The organism is Staphylococcus sp. M0911, assembly GCF_003491325.1.
Classification (GTDB): Bacteria; Bacillota; Bacilli; order Staphylococcales; family Staphylococcaceae; genus Staphylococcus; species Staphylococcus warneri_A.
Genome location: NZ_CP022881.1, coordinates 687396 through 704915 on the forward strand (window position 1 = coordinate 687396; position 17520 = coordinate 704915).

17 protein-coding genes and 1 pseudogene are annotated in these 17520 nt (G+C 31.4%); 10 read left to right on the plus strand and 8 right to left on the minus strand.

Going from position 1 to position 17520, the window contains the following annotated elements; genetic code table 11:
* Window position 1 precedes the first annotated feature (1 nt).
* The 5 genes and pseudogenes from ssp1_RS03200 (at window position 2) to ssp1_RS03220 (ending at window position 2962) form a co-directional block, all read left to right on the plus strand.
* Complete coding sequence (locus tag ssp1_RS03200) at window positions 2-448, plus strand: molybdenum cofactor biosynthesis protein MoaE (protein WP_049425430.1); 447 nt, start codon at window positions 2-4, stop codon at window positions 446-448.
* Between the two features lies 1 nt (window position 449).
* A complete protein-coding gene (moaD, locus tag ssp1_RS03205) occupies window positions 450-683 on the plus strand; it encodes a molybdopterin converting factor subunit 1 (protein WP_002450305.1) in 234 nt (77 codons plus the stop codon).
* Between the two features lie 5 nt (window positions 684-688).
* Window positions 689-1291 carry a molybdenum cofactor guanylyltransferase MobA gene (gene mobA, locus ssp1_RS03210; RefSeq protein ID WP_049425431.1) on the plus strand — a complete coding sequence of 201 codons (603 nt, stop codon included), beginning with the start codon at window positions 689-691 and terminating at the stop codon, window positions 1289-1291.
* A gap of 15 nt (window positions 1292-1306) precedes the next feature.
* Window positions 1307-2329: a GTP 3',8-cyclase MoaA gene (gene moaA, locus ssp1_RS03215; RefSeq protein WP_037551734.1), complete on the plus strand. Its 1023-nt coding sequence runs from the start codon at window positions 1307-1309 to the stop codon at window positions 2327-2329.
* A 283-nt stretch (window positions 2330-2612) separates the two neighbouring features.
* Window positions 2613-2962: pseudogene (locus ssp1_RS03220) on the plus strand (SarA family transcriptional regulator).
* Window positions 2963-3051: 89 nt separating this feature from the next.
* Here the strand turns inward: ssp1_RS03220 and ssp1_RS03225 are convergent.
* Window positions 3052-4257: an MFS transporter gene (locus ssp1_RS03225; RefSeq protein ID WP_049425433.1), complete on the minus strand. Its 1206-nt coding sequence runs from the start codon at window positions 4255-4257 to the stop codon at window positions 3052-3054.
* A complete protein-coding gene (locus ssp1_RS03230; RefSeq protein ID WP_002450310.1) occupies window positions 4254-4688 on the minus strand; it encodes a MarR family winged helix-turn-helix transcriptional regulator in 435 nt (144 codons plus the stop codon). The genes ssp1_RS03225 and ssp1_RS03230 overlap by 4 nt, the downstream gene beginning before the upstream one ends.
* A 175-nt stretch (window positions 4689-4863) precedes the next feature.
* Between ssp1_RS03230 and ssp1_RS03235 the strand changes: the two genes are divergently transcribed.
* Window positions 4864-5625: a VOC family protein gene (locus ssp1_RS03235; protein ID WP_107536070.1), complete on the plus strand. Its 762-nt coding sequence runs from the start codon at window positions 4864-4866 to the stop codon at window positions 5623-5625.
* On the opposite strand, the gene ssp1_RS03240 is transcribed toward ssp1_RS03235, so the two are convergent.
* Window positions 5622-5873: a hypothetical protein gene (locus ssp1_RS03240; RefSeq protein ID WP_118828114.1), complete on the minus strand. Its 252-nt coding sequence runs from the start codon at window positions 5871-5873 to the stop codon at window positions 5622-5624. The two genes, ssp1_RS03235 and ssp1_RS03240, sit on opposite strands and share 4 nt — an antisense overlap.
* Window positions 5874-6086: 213 nt before the next feature.
* On the opposite strand from ssp1_RS03240, the gene ssp1_RS03245 reads away from it, so the two are divergent.
* Together ssp1_RS03245 and ssp1_RS03250 are read left to right on the plus strand one after the other, a co-directional pair.
* On the plus strand, window positions 6087-7337 hold the full coding sequence (locus ssp1_RS03245; protein ID WP_075778439.1) for a lipid II:glycine glycyltransferase FemX: 1251 nt from the start codon (window positions 6087-6089) through the stop codon (window positions 7335-7337).
* 122 nt (window positions 7338-7459) lie between these two features.
* Window positions 7460-10624, plus strand: coding sequence for an efflux RND transporter permease subunit (locus ssp1_RS03250; protein WP_107536117.1), 3165 nt, complete (start codon window positions 7460-7462; stop codon window positions 10622-10624).
* A gap of 47 nt (window positions 10625-10671) precedes the next feature.
* Here the strand turns inward: ssp1_RS03250 and mspA are convergent, their stop codons facing one another.
* A complete protein-coding gene (gene mspA / locus ssp1_RS03255; RefSeq protein ID WP_037551736.1) occupies window positions 10672-10989 on the minus strand; it encodes a membrane stabilizing protein MspA in 318 nt (105 codons plus the stop codon).
* Between the two features lie 102 nt (window positions 10990-11091).
* Window positions 11092-11259, minus strand: a complete 168-nt coding sequence (locus ssp1_RS11900; RefSeq protein WP_162886114.1) for an SE1832 family protein — start codon at window positions 11257-11259, stop codon at window positions 11092-11094.
* 135 nt (window positions 11260-11394) lie between these two features.
* On the opposite strand from ssp1_RS11900, the gene ssp1_RS03260 reads away from it, so the two are divergent.
* Complete coding sequence (locus ssp1_RS03260) at window positions 11395-12306, plus strand: AEC family transporter (RefSeq protein ID WP_002450316.1); 912 nt, start codon at window positions 11395-11397, stop codon at window positions 12304-12306.
* A 105-nt stretch (window positions 12307-12411) separates the two neighbouring features.
* Here ssp1_RS03260 and ssp1_RS03265 read toward each other — a convergent pair whose 3' ends face one another.
* The 3 genes from ssp1_RS03265 to ssp1_RS03275 form a co-directional block, all read right to left on the minus strand.
* Complete coding sequence (locus ssp1_RS03265; RefSeq protein WP_107536118.1) at window positions 12412-13203, minus strand: glucose 1-dehydrogenase; 792 nt, start codon at window positions 13201-13203, stop codon at window positions 12412-12414.
* A 23-nt stretch (window positions 13204-13226) separates the two neighbouring features.
* The gene (locus tag ssp1_RS03270) at window positions 13227-14090 is read right to left on the minus strand and encodes a GRP family sugar transporter (protein ID WP_002450318.1); all 864 of its coding nucleotides are present in this window, start codon (window positions 14088-14090) and stop codon (window positions 13227-13229) included.
* 164 nt (window positions 14091-14254) lie between these two features.
* Window positions 14255-15148, minus strand: a complete 894-nt coding sequence (locus tag ssp1_RS03275; RefSeq protein WP_002450319.1) for a GNAT family N-acetyltransferase — start codon at window positions 15146-15148, stop codon at window positions 14255-14257.
* A gap of 180 nt (window positions 15149-15328) precedes the next feature.
* Between ssp1_RS03275 and ssp1_RS03280 the strand changes: the two genes are divergently transcribed.
* Window positions 15329-17467, plus strand: coding sequence for a DNA topoisomerase III (locus ssp1_RS03280; RefSeq protein ID WP_075778434.1), 2139 nt, complete (start codon window positions 15329-15331; stop codon window positions 17465-17467).
* Window positions 17468-17520: the final 53 nt, after the last annotated feature.

Below are 17520 nucleotides of genomic sequence, written 5' to 3' on the forward strand. Positions count from 1 at the left end.
AATGAAGCAATTTGAAATCGTAACAAAGCCGATTCAAACCGAACCTTATCGTGAATTCACGTTAAATGAACATCAAGGTGCAATGGTCATGTTTACTGGACATGTACGTGAATGGACGAAAGGTGTTAAAACAGAGTATTTAGAATATGAAGCATATATTCCAATGGCAGAGAAGAAAATGGCTCAAATTGGTCAAGAGATAGAAGAAAAGTGGCCTGGCACCATCACAACCATTGTTCACAGAATAGGCCCATTACAAATATCAGACATAGCTGTCTTAATTGTCGTATCTTCACCACATCGTAAATATGCATATCAGGCAAATGAATATGCAATAGAGCGAATTAAAGAAATTGTTCCAATTTGGAAAAAAGAAATTTGGGAAGATGGATCAGAGTGGCAAGGGCATCAAAAAGGTAGCTACGATGAAAGCCTTAGGGGGAAGTAAAATGAAAGTACTCTACTTTGCAGAACTTAAAGATATAATCAATCAACAATCGGAATCAATCGATTTGTCAGAAAGGGTTAGGGTTGCAGATTTTAAAGACTTACTATTGCAACGACATCCTGAATTAACACATAAGCAATTTCAAATTGCAGTAAATGAAGAATTTGTTAAAGATACAGATATGATAGGAACTGGTGATACAGTAGCACTCATCCCACCAGTCAGCGGAGGATAAGATAAATGAAAGCAATTATACTTGCTGGAGGAGAGTCCAGACGCTTTGGACGTCCTAAAGCATTTGCCGAAGTTGAAGGGCAAATGTTTTATCAGCGAATTATCAAAGTATTGGAATCAACAAATATGTTTAATGATATTGTTATTAGTACAAACAATCAACTGAAAAATCAATTTGCACATCCAAACGTGGTTGTTGATACCGATAAACATAAAGGGAAAGGCCCATTAGCAGGTATATTAACAGCTATGCAAGAGTATCCAGATGAAGAATTATTTTTCGTAGTGTCAGTAGACACACCTATGATTAATGAAAGAGCTATTAATCAACTCTATCAGTTTATGGTGTCACACTTAATAGATGATCAAATAGATATCGCAACGGTAAAAGCAGCAGGACATTATATTCCAACAATTGGTTTTTATAGTCCTAAGACGAAAGCCATGATAGAAACTATTTTAGAGTCCGATGATTATAGTTTTAAACAATTATATAATCAAATGAATATAGATTGGATTAAAGTAGAAGATATCAAAGCACCGTCATATTGGTATTACAATATCAATTCTCAACAAGACTTGGACACTTTAAAACAACAGTTAAGTTAATAAGGAGGGTCCATGATGGTAGAGCAAATTAAAGATAAATTAGGTCGACCGATAAGAGATTTAAGATTATCTGTCACTGATAGATGTAATTTTAGATGTGATTATTGCATGCCAAAAGAAATCTTTGGTGATGACTTTGTCTTTTTACCTAAAGAAGAGTTATTAACATTTGAGGAAATGGTTAGAATATCTAAACTATATGCTCAATTAGGTGTCAAAAAAATTAGGATTACTGGTGGTGAGCCACTCTTACGCAGAAATCTTTATCAACTCATAGAGCAACTGAATCAAATTGATGGTATAGAAGATATAGGGTTAACTACGAATGGTTTACTATTAAAAAAACATGGTCAAAATCTATACAATGCAGGTTTAAGACGAATTAATATTAGTTTAGATGCGATAGATGATGAAGTCTTTCAAGCGATTAACAATCGAAATATTAAAGCATCTACAATTCTAGAACAGATTGATTATGCAATATCTATAGGCTTTAAAATTAAGGTGAATGTAGTCATTCAAAAAGGCGTCAATGACGACCAAATCATTCCAATGATAGAATACTTTAAATATAAAGGCATTGAGATAAGGTTTATAGAATTTATGGATGTAGGGAACGATAATGGTTGGGATTTTAGTAAAGTCGTTACGAAAGATGAAATGTTAAGTATGGTAGAAGAACATTTTGATATAGAACCAGTAGAACCTAAATATTTTGGTGAGGTTGCAAAGTACTATAGACATAAAGATAATCAAGTGAAATTCGGATTAATTACAAGTGTTTCACAGTCATTTTGTTCAACTTGCACGAGAGCACGTTTATCTTCAGATGGAAAATTTTATGGTTGCTTATTTGCAGAAGTAGAGGGTTTTGATGTCAAAGCGTTAATGCGATCAGGTGCATCAGACGAAATGTTACTAGAGCAATTTAAAGCATTATGGCATATTAGAGACGATCGTTACTCTGATGAACGAACTGAACAAACTGTACGAAATAGAAAGCGTAACAAAATTAATATGAATTATATAGGCGGATAACATTAAACTGTCAAACTAATTATGAACAAAAGAAGACTCATATTTTAGAAACAAATATTCATTTAATGGATTAAAAATGTATTGCGATATCTGTTCTTTTACATTTAATTACTTTTCAATATTAAAAGCGTACTTTAAAATGATGTATTTCTAAACCAATTTTAGACTTAAATTTAATATTTGTAATAGATAAAATTCTAACTTTGTTATATAATAAAGTTAAGCAATTTAATTGTACAATACAAACATCACATCTAAGAATCAACATAGGAGGCATTTTATTATGACAAATAAAGTACAAGGTTTTATTGCATCTGAAAGAGAGCTAAGTCAACTTAAGCATTGGTTAAAATCAACCTATCGTATTTCAATTGAAGAATTTGTTGTATTATACAAAGTCTTTGAAGGTGAGAAAATAAGTGGTAAAGAATTAAGAGATACATTACATTTTGAAATGCTTTGGGATACAAGTAAAATTGATGTCATTATCCGTAAAATCTATAAAAAAGAACTTATTTCAAAATTGCGTTCTGAAACAGACGAACGACAAGTGTATTATTTCTTCAATGCGTCACAAAAAAATTAATAGATAAAATGATTAATGAAATAGAAGCGATTAGTATCGCAAACTAACAATATATTAAAAAAGAAAAGCTAGAGAAGCCTTATTAAAGAGGTTTCTCTAGCTTTTTTAATTTAGTAAAATTTGTTAGATTTTGTCATTATTCATAAGAATAGGAATGTCTAACTTTTTTGCCATGTACCAAGAAGTAAACGGCTGTTGTCAATAGTCCTAATATCGCCATTGCTCCATAAATTTGACCATATGAAACCATATGCGTAAATAATCCTAAGAATGAAGGTCCAAAGCCTACGCCGATATCTAGACCAATAAAATAAGTTGAAGTGGCTAAACCATATTTGGATGATGGTGATACTTTAATGGAAATAGCTTGCATAGATGAAGAAAGATTTCCATAACCGATACCTAGTAAAATACCAGCAAGTAATAATAAGCCACTATTATAACTGAAAACTAAACAAATAAAACATAATATCTGTGCAATGAATGCTGGATAAACCACAACATTTTCATTTTTATTATCCATGAGACGGCCTGCTATAGGTCGAGTGACTAATGAAGCAATAGCATAGAAAATAAAGAAGTAACTTGCGGCATTAACTAAGTCACGTTGTTCTGCAAACACTTGTAAATAAGTTAAAATAGCTGCATAAGTCACACCAATTAACATCATCACGATGGCTACTGGAACTGCCTCTTTAGCGATGAAGTTGTGGATACTGAAACCTTTATGTCCTGAATCATTATGACTAGGTTTAACAGTTTCAAAGTCAATTTTAATGAATAACGATAAAAGTAAACCAATGATACCTAATATAATACATAAAGTGAATAGAACAGTTATTGAAAAGGCATTAAGTAGTAGAATACCAAAGAAAGGTCCTACGGCAGTTCCTAAAACTAAACTTAATGAAAACAAACTGATACCTTCACTTTTACGAGTTTGTGGCGTTACGTAAGCTGCTATAGTACCAGTGGCTGTAGTAGCAATTGCTGTAGCAATACCATTAATCAAACGTACAAACATTAAGAAATAAATATTACTCGGAATAAAATAAAGTGCTTGAGTTACTATTAAACAACTTAAACCAAATATTAATATCTTTTTAGGACCAAATAAATTTACATATTTACCTGTTCCAAAACGACCGATTAATGATCCCACAATAAATAAACCAACGACAAGGCCGGCTAAACTATCTGAGGCATGATATTCAGATTTACTATATCCAGCAATTACAACAATCAACAAATACATACATAAGTATACGAAAAAGTTTATGATGAAATTTAGATTGAAGCGTTTGGTAAAAATAGGTGCTTTAGTTGCTGACGATTCATTCATTCTTGACTCTCCTTTAGTATTGTTTCATAAATGATAGACATTGACTCGATAATTTTTGATAATTGTTGCTCATTAATACCTGATTTCTTAATAATTTCACTTTGTATCTCATTAACCTCATTATTTATCGCGTTATATAATTGCATGCCTTCTTTTGTTAAGCTCAACCATTTTTGACGCTTGTCATTACCCGTTGTAAATGTGATCAATTCTTTTTCTAATAATACTTTGATGAACTTTCGTGTTGTTGGTTTCTCTATAGAACGGCGATACGAAATATTAACTAACGTTGTCGGTTGGAATTGAGCTATGTCTTTTAAAACAAGCCATTGACCAGTATGAATGTCATATCGGTCTAATATTGGTTGCGTTAATTTAATATAAGGTCGGTAAATACTTATAAAACTATTAAAAAAATCATTACTAATCATGAGTACACCCCAAAACATTTGTTAATTAGTTAGCTTAGCTAACCTTTTTAAAACGCAAGCATTATTATAGGACTAATAGCTATATTTTGCAATACTTTTTTGCTAGGTTTTAGAAGTAAATTATTGCTACATTTGTTAAAATAAGAATTAAGAAATGCAAAAAGGAGCTCATAACATGGATTTGAAATTTGATCATATCATTCATTACATTGATCAATTAGAGCAATTTAAGTTTCCAGGTGAGGTAGTTAAACTCAATTCCGGAGGTAAACACCATAAATTTGGAACATTTAATAAGTTGTCCTATATAAATGAAAATTACATAGAATTTTTAGATGTAGAAGATCAAGAGAAATTGCAAAAATTAGCGAAAACTGAAGAAGGAAGAGTATCATTTGCAACAAAAATCGCTCAAGATAATTTTAAACAGGGGTTTAAAACAATATGTTTAAGAACTAGTAATATTGATGCGATTAAACAGACTTTAGAAGAAAGAAACATAGATGTCATTGGCCCTGTAAATATGGAAAGAGAAACTAAAAAGGGTGAAAAAATAACTTGGCGTCTTCTCTATATTGCTGATCCTAGTTATATGGTCAACCCCCCATTTTTTATTCAATGGGATCAAGGGGACGCAAATCGACATGAACAACTTAAGTCGTTGTATCAAACTCAATTTTCTATTGATATGATTATGGTTTCAAGTAGTAAGAGAGCTCAGACAGTGAATAACTGGCAAAATTGGTTTGATATGGAAATAGTTGAAGAGACTGAAAAATATACGGATTTAATTTTGAAAGAAGATCAGATTTATTTCCGTATTGAAGATGGTAAACAATCGGGTTATCATACAGTAGTTCTTAAAGATACTGAAGCGACAGCACCATATTCACTATATATTAGAGGTGCTAAATATCGATTCGAGCCGATTCATTAATAAAGATAATTATAAGCACTTTGAATAATAATAGAGATATGAATGCAAGCAATGATAACTGATAAAATACTCAAGTAATTACTTAATGATGTAGTTCTAATTAATAAAAATAGTATAGATAATACTAAAGTGAATGCTGCTATAATGACTTTCAGACTATAGTAGTCGCTGGAAAATCCACTTTGTACAGAAGTGAAAATAGCAATCAGATTTAAAACAATTAACAAAACGATAAGTGTTGGACGCATAAAACACACTTCTTTCCTTTAAAATTAGGTAATATATTATATCAATATTAATATAATTTTAAAGACAAATTCAACTTGATAGATATACGCATCAAATATTGATGGAAATAGAATTAAATATTGAAGTTTAATCGTTAATGTGTTTTGTCGACACTTATATCCAGACGATGTATAATTATAGGTATTGTTAATATAAAGGAGATATTATAAACCATGGAAAAGATGAATATCACTAATCAAGAACATGACGCATTTGTAAAATCTCATCCAAATGGCGATTTACTGCAACTCACGAAATGGGCAGAAACTAAGAAATTGACTGGATGGTATTCAAGAAGAATTGCGGTTGGTGAAAATGGTGAAATCAAAGGTGTTGGACAATTATTATTTAAAAAGATTCCTAAACTACCATTTACATTATGTTATGTTTCAAGAGGATTTGTAACAGATTATGATAACAAAGATGCGTTATCAAAATTATTAGAAGAAGCGAAAAAAGTAGCTAAAGACGAAAAAGCCTATGCTATTAAAATAGATCCAGATGTTGAAGTAGAAAATGGTACTGAAGCGTTGAAAAATTTACGTAACCTTGGCTTTAGACACAAAGGATTTAAAGAAGGCTTATCTAAAGATTATATTCAACCTAGAATGACTATGATTACACCAATAGATAAATCAGACGAAGAGATTATTCAAAGTTTTGAAAGACGAAATCGATCTAAAGTAAGGCTTGCCCTTAAACGTGGGACAAAAGTTGAAAGAGCTGGCAGAGACGGCTTGAAAACTTTTGCACATTTAATGCAAATTACTGGTGAACGTGACGGTTTCTTAACACGTGACATTAGCTATTTTGAAAATATTTATGATGCATTACACGATGATGGTGATGCAGAATTATTCTTAGTTAAACTAGAACCTAAACCAGTACTTGAAACGGTAAATTCAGAAATTAAAGACTTAGAAAATGAAATTGAAAAGCTTCAAAATAAAAAGCAAGACAAAAAAACATTAAATAAAATTAATGATGCAAATAGCAAAATTAAAAAGTCTCAGGATTTAAAAAATGATTTACTAGAACTTGAAAAAGAGCATCCAGACGGTATTTATCTATCAGGTGCATTATTAATGTTTGCAGGAAATAAATCATATTACTTATATGGCGCATCATCTAACGATTTCCGTGATTTCCTACCAAACCATCATATGCAATATACAATGATGAAATATGCACGTGATCATGGTGCAACAACTTATGACTTTGGCGGAACTGATAATAATCCAGACAAAGAGTCTGATCACTATGGATTATGGACGTTCAAAAAAGTATGGGGCACTTATTTAAGTGAAAAAATTGGTGAATTTGACTATGTTTTAAATCAACCATTGTATCAACTTATCGAACAAGTGAAACCTAAATTAACTAAAGCTAAAATTAAACTTTCACGAAAATTAAAACGTAAATAAATTTAACCATTTTATCTGAACGATTCTATTTATAAAAGAACGTTCAGATTTTTTTGAATGAACATTGCAATTTATGAGTATCGAACTAATACTAGAAATTAATAAAAGGGGACACTTGATAAATGATAAAAAAACTATTGCAATTTTCTCTTGGTAATAAATTCGCCATCTTCCTTATGGTATTACTTGTAATTTTGGGAGGCGTATATGCTAGCGCGAAATTAAAACTTGAATTATTACCAGATGTTGAAAATCCTATGATTTCTGTCCAAACAACAATGCCAGGTGCAACACCGCAAACGACACAAGATGAAATTAGTAGTAAAATTGATAGCCAAGTGAGATCGATGGCTTATGTTAAAAGTGTCAAAACAGAATCTATTCAAAATGCTTCTATAGTGACTGTTGAATATAACAATGACACAGATATGGATAAAGCAGAGGAACAATTAAAGAAGGAAATAGACAAAATCAAATTTAAAGATGGTGTCAGTGACCCTGAATTAACACGTAATTCGATGGATGCCTTTCCTATTATCGCATATTCTTTAACTGATAAAGATAATGATCTAAAATCGGTGACGAAAAAGTTAAATCAACAACTTATTCCTAAATTACAAACGATTGATGGTGTTCAAAATGCACAATTAAATGGTCAAACCAATCGTGAAGTGACATTGAAATTTAAACAAAAAGAGTTAGATAGTAAAGGTGTTACGGCAGACGATGTTGAAAACTATCTGAAGACTGCCACTAGGGAAACACCTTTAGGTTTATTCCAATTTGGAGATACAGACAAATCGATTGTTGTAGATGGACAATTTACTTCTGTTAATGCATTTAAGAATTTAAAGATACCAGCGACAATTGCTGGTCAAGGACAAAGTAGTGACAGTGGAAGTGATGATAATCAGGATAGTGAAAGTTTAATGCCATCAGAGCCATCATCGGCAAGTAGTTCAAAGCAAGGTTCGTCTAGCTCAATGCCATCATTTAAATTAAAAGATGTAGCGGATATATCAGTTGGTGATGAACGTACATCAATTTCTAAAACAAACGGCAAGGACGCAGTTAACTTACAAATTACTAAAGCACAAGATGCTAATACTGTTCAAGTTGCCAAAGATGTACAGAAAAAAGTAGATGAATTTGAAAAAAATAATAGTGAAATGAAAGCCATTAAAACAATGGATACTGCAAAGCCTATTGAAGATTCATTATATACGATGATTGAAAAAGCAGCCTTAGGTACCATTGTAGCTATAGTAGTTATACTTCTATTCTTAAGAAATATAAGAACAACGGCTATTTCAATTGTTTCAATACCAATGTCAATCTTAATAGCATTAGTTGCACTTAAATTATCTAATGTATCATTAAATATATTGACATTAGGTGCCCTAACAGTAGCAATTGGACGTGTCATTGATGATTCCATTGTTGTTGTAGAAAATATATATAGACGCTTATCAGATAGAAATGAACAACTGAAAGGTGACTCACTTATTGTCAGTGCTACAACGGAAGTGTTTAAACCTATTCTATCTTCAACTCTTGTGACTATCATCGTATTCTTACCACTAGCATTCGTATCAGGATCAGTTGGTGAGATGTTCAGACCATTTGCATTAGCGATCACATTCAGTTTATTAGCGTCATTATTAGTATCTATTACTGTTGTTCCGGCATTAGGTTCAACATTGTTTAGAAAAGGAATTCAAACTAAACCTGAGAAACAAGCGCAAGGTGTAATCAGCAGTGGTTATAAAAAGTTACTCAATTGGTCTCTCAATCATAAATGGATAGTTATTATCATTAGTATTGTGCTACTAGTAGGCAGTATTGGTCTAGGTGCAGCTAAACTAGGTACAAGCTACATTTCATCAGGTGATAATAAATTCATGGCGTTAACTTATACACCAAAGCCTGGAGAAACTGAAAAATCGGTGCTTGAACATGGTGAAGAAGTACAAAAATATCTTAAAACAAAAAATAAAGTAAAAACAGTACAATACTCAGTAGGTGGACCCACACCTTCTGATCCTACAGGAAGTACAAATAGTATGGCCTTGATGGTAGACTACGATAAAGACACACCTAACTTTGAGGAAGAACCAGATAAGGTCCTTAAGCATGTCGATTCCTTTAAACATCCAGGACAATGGAAAAACCAAGATTTAGGAACTGGTGCAGGTAATGATTCAATTGAAGTGACAGTTCAAGGACCTTCAACAGATGCGATTAAAGGCACAGTTCATAAAATAGAAAGTACTATGAAAGATGTTAAAGGTATCAATAATGTCAAATCCGACTTGTCAGAAACATATCAACAATATGAAGTTAAAGTTGACCAAAATAAAGCAGCTGATAATGGTATATCAGCTAGTCAATTAGCTATGAATTTAAATGAAAACTTACCTGAAAAAACAGTTACGACAGTAAAAGAAAATGGTAAGAAAATTGATGTGAAAGTAAAACAAAACAAACAGACAGATTGGTCTCAAAATAAATTAGAAAATATCAAATTGAAGAAACCGACGGGTGGAACAATTAAATTAAGTGAGATTGCCAAACTGGAAAAATCATCAACACCAAGTAAACTAACACAAGAAGATGGTGACTATTCAACAACTGTTTCTGGTAAGATTACAAATAGCGATGTCGGTGGCACTTCTCAAAAAGTCATGTCAAAAGTGAATAAGATGGATAAACCTCACGGCGTAAAAGTAAACGTAGGTGGAGCAACAGATGATATTAATTCTGCTATGACTCAACTTGCGATAGCCATGTTAGCTGCAATTATTATTGTATATCTTATCTTAGTGATTACGTTTAAAGGTGGTTTAGCACCATTTACCATTCTATTCTCGTTACCGTTTACAATTGTTGGTGTTGTACTGTCACTTGTAATTACTGGTGAAACAATTTCAGTACCAAGTCTAATTGGTATGTTGATGTTAATTGGTATTGTAGTGACCAACGCTATTGTATTGATAGATAGAGTAATTAATAACGAAAAATCTGGAATGGATATGAAATCTGCATTGATAGAAGCAGGTGGCACAAGAATACGACCTATTTTAATGACAGCTATTGCAACGATAGGCGCGTTGGTACCATTACTCTTTGGAGAAGACAGTTCTATACTCATTTCTAAAGGTATGGCTGCAACAGTTATTGGTGGACTTATTTCTTCAACGATATTAACACTTATCGTTGTTCCAGTAATTTATGAAATGTTATTTACACTTAAAGATAAATTATACCGAAAATTAAATAGAAAATAGTATGTAAAAAGCCTCTTATCCCAACTAAGGGATAAGAGGCTTAACTATTAATATAAAATTAAAGTAAGAATAATATAAATTACGAATAATCCAATGGATAAGATGTTTAATATGTTTACACCTTTAATATCATTTTTAAGTGATTTAAATGCTGTTACTTCAACATTACCAACTAATAGTAACAAGACTATGAATACCCACCAATTTTCATTTGGGAATTGCATTGTCGTAATAGCAACTACAAATAATAATAAAACAGCCATGATTATTCTTAAAATTCTAGTAAATATAGAATTCATTTTGAATATACTTATGTAACTTACAATTAAGTATAGTAAAGGTAATAAGATTAAGTATAATTTCATGAATTGACATCCTTTCTATTTCGAATTTATATTAGCACGTTCTTTTATTTATGACTAGGATGTCTATAATAAAAATGTAATGATATTGTGACACTACAAACACTATTGTTCATTTATTTGCTTTCTCACCTTAGCCATCTCTTTTTCGATTTCTTCTAGTTGATTAACTAGTGGATCGATATTTTGATTTAATGACTCACGTTTTTCCAAGTCACCTTGAAGACGCGTATAATCATATTTTAGTTCAGCTAATTTAGACTCTAAATTCATTCAAAGACAACTCCTTTATTAATTATTTTACAGAGTATTTAAATTATATCATGAAACAAAGTGGTTCTAAAATTTATAGCAAATGTGTTAAAGTTATCAATTGTAAGAGTTGAGATACGTGAAAGAAGGGTTAGTATGACGGAGCAATTTGTAATGATTATTCTTTTAATCGCTTTAGGGTACTTTTTAAAGCGAATTAATTACTTAAAAGCAACGGATAGTCAAGTACTTTCCACTTTAGTTTTAAATGTAACCCTACCTTCTTTAGTGATTGTTAATTTGAATCATGCTGATTTAAATCCATCGTTTTCGATATTGCCTGTTATGATGATTATTTACGGAGTATTAGCTAAAATTATTGTTATTTGGTGTTTTCGAAAATATAATAATCAAATGCGTGGTTCAGTAGGTATGATGATTGGTTCTATGAATATTGGATTATTTGCTTATCCACTCGTAGATGCTATTTGGCCGGGAACGGGTATGGTTTATTTTGGAATGGTTGATATTGGTGGAGCAGTAATTATGTTCGGTTTAACTTACTTTGTTGGTAGTTACTATAGTGAGGGAAGCGACCAATTTAACTTTAAATTTTTAGGTCTAAAACTCGTTCAGTCCGTTCCACTTGTTACATATATTGTTATGTTTACACTAAATATGGCTAACATTCATTTACCAAAAGTAGCCATAGATTTCTTTTCAATTTTAGGTAAAGCCAATATGCCAATGTCTATGATTTTATTAGGTGTTATGTTGAGTTTTACAATTGATCGAGCTTATTTACCTATTGCAATCAAATACCTATGCCTACATTATGGTATTGGTTTAGGTGCAGGACTACTGGTACATTATTTCTTACCGGTATCTGATCAAATGATTAAAACGACATTATTAATCACATGGTTATTACCTGTAGGTGTGGCGATAATACCTTATTCAATCCAATTTAAATACAAAACGTTACCTTTAATAGGTATGGTTACTAATTTAACGATTGTCATTAGTATTATTATATTATATATGTATCAAGCATTCTTTGTTTCATAGTCATTTTGTCATAGAGTTAAATAAAAAAACCATGCAATACATGCGGCCATAATGTTATTAAATAACATATACTATGCATGTATATTGCATGGTTTATTTTTCGATTTAGCCTTTACCACCCATAAATGCAGGATAGTTTGTCATGCCACCATCAACATAAATGGTAGTACCGTGAATATAATGAGCTAAATCTGATGCTAAGAATAATGCTACATTAGCAATGTCTTGAGCATCGCCAATTTCTTTTGCAGGAATCATTTCTAATGTTTCCGCACGTGTTTTTGGATCAGAGAATTTTTCTTTAGTATGTTCAGTTACAATAGCACCAGGAGAAATATTGTTTATTCTAATACCAAACTGAGCATATTCCATCGACATTGTTTCCATCATTAATTTTAATCCACCTTTACTAGAAGCGTAATGGACGTAATTAGGCCATGGAATTGTATCGTGAACACTTGAAGTATTAATGATAACACCTTGTTTATCTTCATCTCTGAATTGTTTTATTGCTTCTCTTGAACCGATAAATGCGCCAGTTAAGTTAATATCTATAACTTTTTGCCATTCTTCAAGCGTCATTTCATGAGTTGGTGTTGGTTTTTCAAAACCAGCATTATTAATCATAATATCTAATGTACCAAAATGCTCAACGGTCTGTTTAATTAAATTGATAACATCTTCTTCTTTTGATATATCACCTTGAACAAGTAGGGCATCTCCTCCAGCTTGTTTGATGATATTAACAGATTCTTGTAAAGAATCATCATGTTTATCAGAGCGATAGTTAAGTACAACTTTGGATTTAGCTTTACCAAAGTTTTCTGCAAAGGATTTTCCGATACCACTACCGGCTCCTGTAATAATGACTACTTTATCTTCTAAGTCTTTAAACATTTAAGAGCCTCCTAAAATATGAATTATTTCAGATTACCTAAAATAATAGCAGCAATGATAATAAGGATAATACCTGACCATATGCCTGTCATCTGACGACTGTCTTTTTTCTCTCCTAAGATAAAGATACCGCCAAGTGTAGATACGATAACTAATAATTGAGATAATGAAAAACTAGTTGCAACACCTACTTTAGGTTGTGAATAGAACATGAATAAGTTACCGATTGCCCATACTACACCAGGAATAAGGTTTAAGGCAGTAGACTTGATTGATGTTTTATGATTCATGGATAAGATGAAACCACCAATAGCCATTCCGACTGATTGGAAGAATAACGCCTTAGTACCACTAACATTAAAGATATCTCCTAATACAACATAGCCAACGTAACCAACTGTTGAAATTAAAAGAATACCCATTGCTTTTTTGAACTCTGGATCGTCAGATTTTCCTTCGTTTTTAGCTTTTAATGATGTTAATGCAATACCTGCGACTAATAGCACCATGGATAATAGACCAAAAACAACCTGTACCATAGTACTCCATTCACCAAGGAAAATAACACTAAATAATGTAGTACCGACCAATTGCATACCTGTTGAGATAGGCATTGTTTTAGATACTCCAATTAAGTTAACAGATTTTAATTGGTTGCCTTGACCAAATGCCCATAGAGCACCAGAGAATAATCCCACTATAATGACTGTTAAATCGTCAAATGCTGCATTACCACTTAGAAGTAAACAAATACCTACAATAAGCGCACCTAAAGTAGTACCTCTGATTTGGTTATAGGGGCCACCACCAACGAAAACATTGATTATAACAACACTACCCCAAAATAGTGCTGGTAACAATGCGATTAAAATATCAAGAAACTGCATATGTTTCTCACTCTCCTAAATTACGAATTAAGTGCTCCCCTTAATAACACTTGGAGTTAATTTTAAAACAAATTGGTAGAATAGTAAAAAACATCGCTCGAATTTTGTTTTGATGCGATAAAAAATACATCGCCCAAGAATAGGGAGATGTATAATAGACATTTTTAATTGTCATTAGTATTAACTGTTTCATGTATATGTTGTGGTTCTAATTTATATTTTTTATATTCATAATTAGTTTTAAAACCTAATTCGTTAAAACGTTCAACAAGTTTACTGTTTTTATTACGTATTTTGAAATAAACTTTACGCAAATCGAAATGAGTAAATGCATAATTTAATGCGTATTCTAATAAATCAAAGGCGATACCTTTCATACGATAATCAATATGTGAACTGAAATATTTTATTTCAGCACTAGCTTGTTGCTTATTGACGTCTAAATATAAATAACCTTTTAATAAACCTTCACTAACGAATAGAAATAATCGATGTGTTTCATCAATACTATTTAAAATGTCATTTGCATCCATAGCATCATGTCTAAATGTTTTCTGATGCATACGCGAAAATGCACGGTAAAATCCTTTTTGGTATTCAATAATATTTTGCTCACTACTAAGTTCTCCTATATCTTGATGAGCTTCTAAATAATAGTCCGTGAAATTATAACTGGCTTGTATTTGTTTAACGAAAGGTTTATATGTTTGTACACCTTCTTCAAATGAAAAATGATATACTGCATGATCAGGTTGCCCAGCTATCATAGCATCAAATAATTGTTGGAATAATTCCGGGGTCAATGTGAAATTTGTTTCTATAAAGGGGCCAATCACTTTGAATTTATATGTTTCACATGGAATTGCAAAAATTAGTGCTTTGATTTGGCTATCTTCAGTGATGGCAAATGCGCCAGGATTATCTATTGCTTCTTCTAATAATTGATCAAATTCAGTAAATTGTTGAGGTATTTTATATAAATAGGAAGTTACTTGGTAATCAGAAGTCTCAATGAAAGATTTTATTTCTTTAGGGTCATTTAATTGAATAATGTCCATAATCCTACCTCCGTAACATTGTGATTAATATAATTATATGGGTAATTACAAATAATTGAAAGTTAATTGATACATGTACATGTTACAATTAATGTAATCCATTAAACATAATCATTATAGACATTAAATAAACTTAAATCTATATTTATTATAGTTAAATAAGAAAGGGAATTATCACAAATGCAATCATTAATTTTAGCAGAAAAACCTTCAGTAGCACGAGATATCGCAAGTGCACTTAATATAAATCAGAAAAGAAATGGTTATTTTGAAAATAATCAATATATTGTAACTTGGGCATTAGGTCATCTAGTTACGAATGCTACTCCAGAACAATATGACAAGTCGTTTCAGGAATGGAAGCTTGAAGATTTACCAATCATTCCGAAACAAATGAAAACAGTAGTGATTGGTAAAACAAGTAAACAATTTAAAACAGTAAAGTCACTTATGCAAAGAGACAATGTTAATGAAATTATTATTGCTACAGATGCTGGTAGAGAAGGGGAACTTGTTGCAAGACTTATTTTAGATAAAGTTGGAAACAAAAAACCTATTAAGCGTTTATGGATAAGTTCGGTAACTAAGAAAGCTATTAAAGACGGTTTTAACCATCTAAAAGATGGCCGTCAATACCAACACTTATACGATGCAGCTTTAGCAAGAAGTGAAGCCGATTGGGTAGTTGGTATTAATGCAACAAGAGCTTTGACAACTAAATATGATGCACAATTATCTTTAGGTCGGGTACAAACGCCTACTATACAATTGGTTCAATCACGTCAAAATGAAATTAATGAATTTAAACCGCAAACATACTATACATTAATAATTAAAGTAGACGGGTTTGAGTTTAGCTTTGATTCTGGACAACGTCGAATCACTGACCAGAAAGAACTTAAGTCAATTGTAGATGAAATTAAAAATAAAAAAGGCCAAATTGAAAAAGTAGTGTCTAAACATAAAAAAACTTACCCTAGATCTTTATATAACTTAACAGATTTACAACAAGATGCTTATTATCGCTATAAGTTGGGACCAAAAGAAACGTTGAATACCTTACAGAATCTATATGAAAGACATAAGTTAGTTACATACCCACGAACTGATTCTAATTATTTAACGACCGATATGGTGTCGACTATCAAAGAAAGATTACAAGCTTTACTGCCGACAGAATATAAAGAAAATATAAGAGAATTAATGTCTCAATCTTATTCCACTAAAATGAATATATTTAATAACCAAAAAGTTTCTGATCACCATGCGATTATTCCTACCGAAATAAGACCAGACTTATCTCAATTAAGTAATAGAGAAATGAAAATCTATATGTTAATAGTAGAAAGATTTCTTGAAAGTTTAATGCCACCCTATGAATATCAACATATTAAAGTGCATTTAGCAGTAGGTCAGTTCAAATTTGTATTAAACGAAAATGTCACAACTCAATTAGGGTTTAAAGCATTGAAACAACAAGAAAATGAAATTGTAACTCAGAATCCTTTTAAAAATAATCAAACAGTTAACATACAACACACCGATATAAAGTCACATCAAACAACACCGCCAGATTATTTTAATGAGGGTACGTTATTAAAAGCTATGGAAAGTCCTCAGAATTATATACATTTGGATGATAAAAAACACGTTCATACACTAAAAGAAGCGGGTGGTATTGGGACTGTAGCAACACGAGCTGATATTATTGAGAAACTCTTCAATATGAATGCAATTGAATCAAGGGATGGCAAAATTAAAGTAACATCAAAAGGTAAACAAATTTTAGAACTTGCACCTTCAAAATTAACTTCACCATTATTAACGGCTGAATGGGAAGAAAAATTAATACTAATTGAAAAAGGAAGATACAATAAACATCAATTTATAAAAGAGATGAAGGCATTTACAACTGATATTGTTAATATTATTAAAAATAGTGAACAGAAATACAAACATGATAATTTAACTACTACTGAATGTCCAACATGTGGCAAATTTATGATTAAAGTCAAAACCAAAAATGGTCAAATGTTAGTATGCCAAGATCCTACATGTAAAACAAAGAAAAATATTCAAAGAAAAACAAATGCACGTTGTCCAAATTGTAAAAAGAAAATGACTTTATTTGGTAGAGGAAAAGATGCAACTTATAGATGCGTATGTGGTCATTCAGAAACCCAAGCACAAATGGATAAACGTATGAAAGAAAAGTCGAGTGGTAAAGTGTCCAAAAAGGAAATGAAGAAATACATGAATCAACAAGAAGAACTTGATAACAATCCGTTTAAAGATGCTTTGAAAAATCTAAAATTGTAAATAAATTCGAACAAAAACGAAGTAAAATTTATGAAAGTTCGTATTTAGTATTG

Excerpts from the sequence above, each read along its gene's own strand:
- ssp1_RS11900 (WP_162886114.1), bottom strand. The coding sequence starts at position 11,259 with ATGAATTTAGAGTCTAAATTAGCTGAACTAAAATATGATTATACGCGT.
- ssp1_RS03225 (WP_049425433.1), bottom strand. The coding sequence starts at position 4,257 with ATGAATGAATCGTCAGCAACTAAAGCACCTATTTTTACCAAACGCTTC.
- ssp1_RS03265 (WP_107536118.1), bottom strand. The coding sequence starts at position 13,203 with ATGTTTAAAGACTTAGAAGATAAAGTAGTCATTATTACAGGAGCCGGT.
- moaD (WP_002450305.1), top strand. The coding sequence starts at position 450 with ATGAAAGTACTCTACTTTGCAGAACTTAAAGATATAATCAATCAACAA.
- ssp1_RS03275 (WP_002450319.1), bottom strand. The coding sequence starts at position 15,148 with ATGGACATTATTCAATTAAATGACCCTAAAGAAATAAAATCTTTCATT.
- ssp1_RS03250 (WP_107536117.1), top strand. The coding sequence starts at position 7,460 with ATGATAAAAAAACTATTGCAATTTTCTCTTGGTAATAAATTCGCCATC.
- ssp1_RS03280 (WP_075778434.1), top strand. The coding sequence starts at position 15,329 with ATGCAATCATTAATTTTAGCAGAAAAACCTTCAGTAGCACGAGATATC.
- ssp1_RS03245 (WP_075778439.1), top strand. The coding sequence starts at position 6,087 with ATGGAAAAGATGAATATCACTAATCAAGAACATGACGCATTTGTAAAA.
- ssp1_RS03270 (WP_002450318.1), bottom strand. The coding sequence starts at position 14,090 with ATGCAGTTTCTTGATATTTTAATCGCATTGTTACCAGCACTATTTTGG.
- ssp1_RS03200 (WP_049425430.1), top strand. The coding sequence starts at position 2 with ATGAAGCAATTTGAAATCGTAACAAAGCCGATTCAAACCGAACCTTAT.
- ssp1_RS03260 (WP_002450316.1), top strand. The coding sequence starts at position 11,395 with ATGACGGAGCAATTTGTAATGATTATTCTTTTAATCGCTTTAGGGTAC.
- mspA (WP_037551736.1), bottom strand. The coding sequence starts at position 10,989 with ATGAAATTATACTTAATCTTATTACCTTTACTATACTTAATTGTAAGT.
- ssp1_RS03235 (WP_107536070.1), top strand. The coding sequence starts at position 4,864 with ATGGATTTGAAATTTGATCATATCATTCATTACATTGATCAATTAGAG.
- mobA (WP_049425431.1), top strand. The coding sequence starts at position 689 with ATGAAAGCAATTATACTTGCTGGAGGAGAGTCCAGACGCTTTGGACGT.
- ssp1_RS03230 (WP_002450310.1), bottom strand. The coding sequence starts at position 4,688 with ATGATTAGTAATGATTTTTTTAATAGTTTTATAAGTATTTACCGACCT.
- ssp1_RS03240 (WP_118828114.1), bottom strand. The coding sequence starts at position 5,873 with ATGCGTCCAACACTTATCGTTTTGTTAATTGTTTTAAATCTGATTGCT.
- moaA (WP_037551734.1), top strand. The coding sequence starts at position 1,307 with ATGGTAGAGCAAATTAAAGATAAATTAGGTCGACCGATAAGAGATTTA.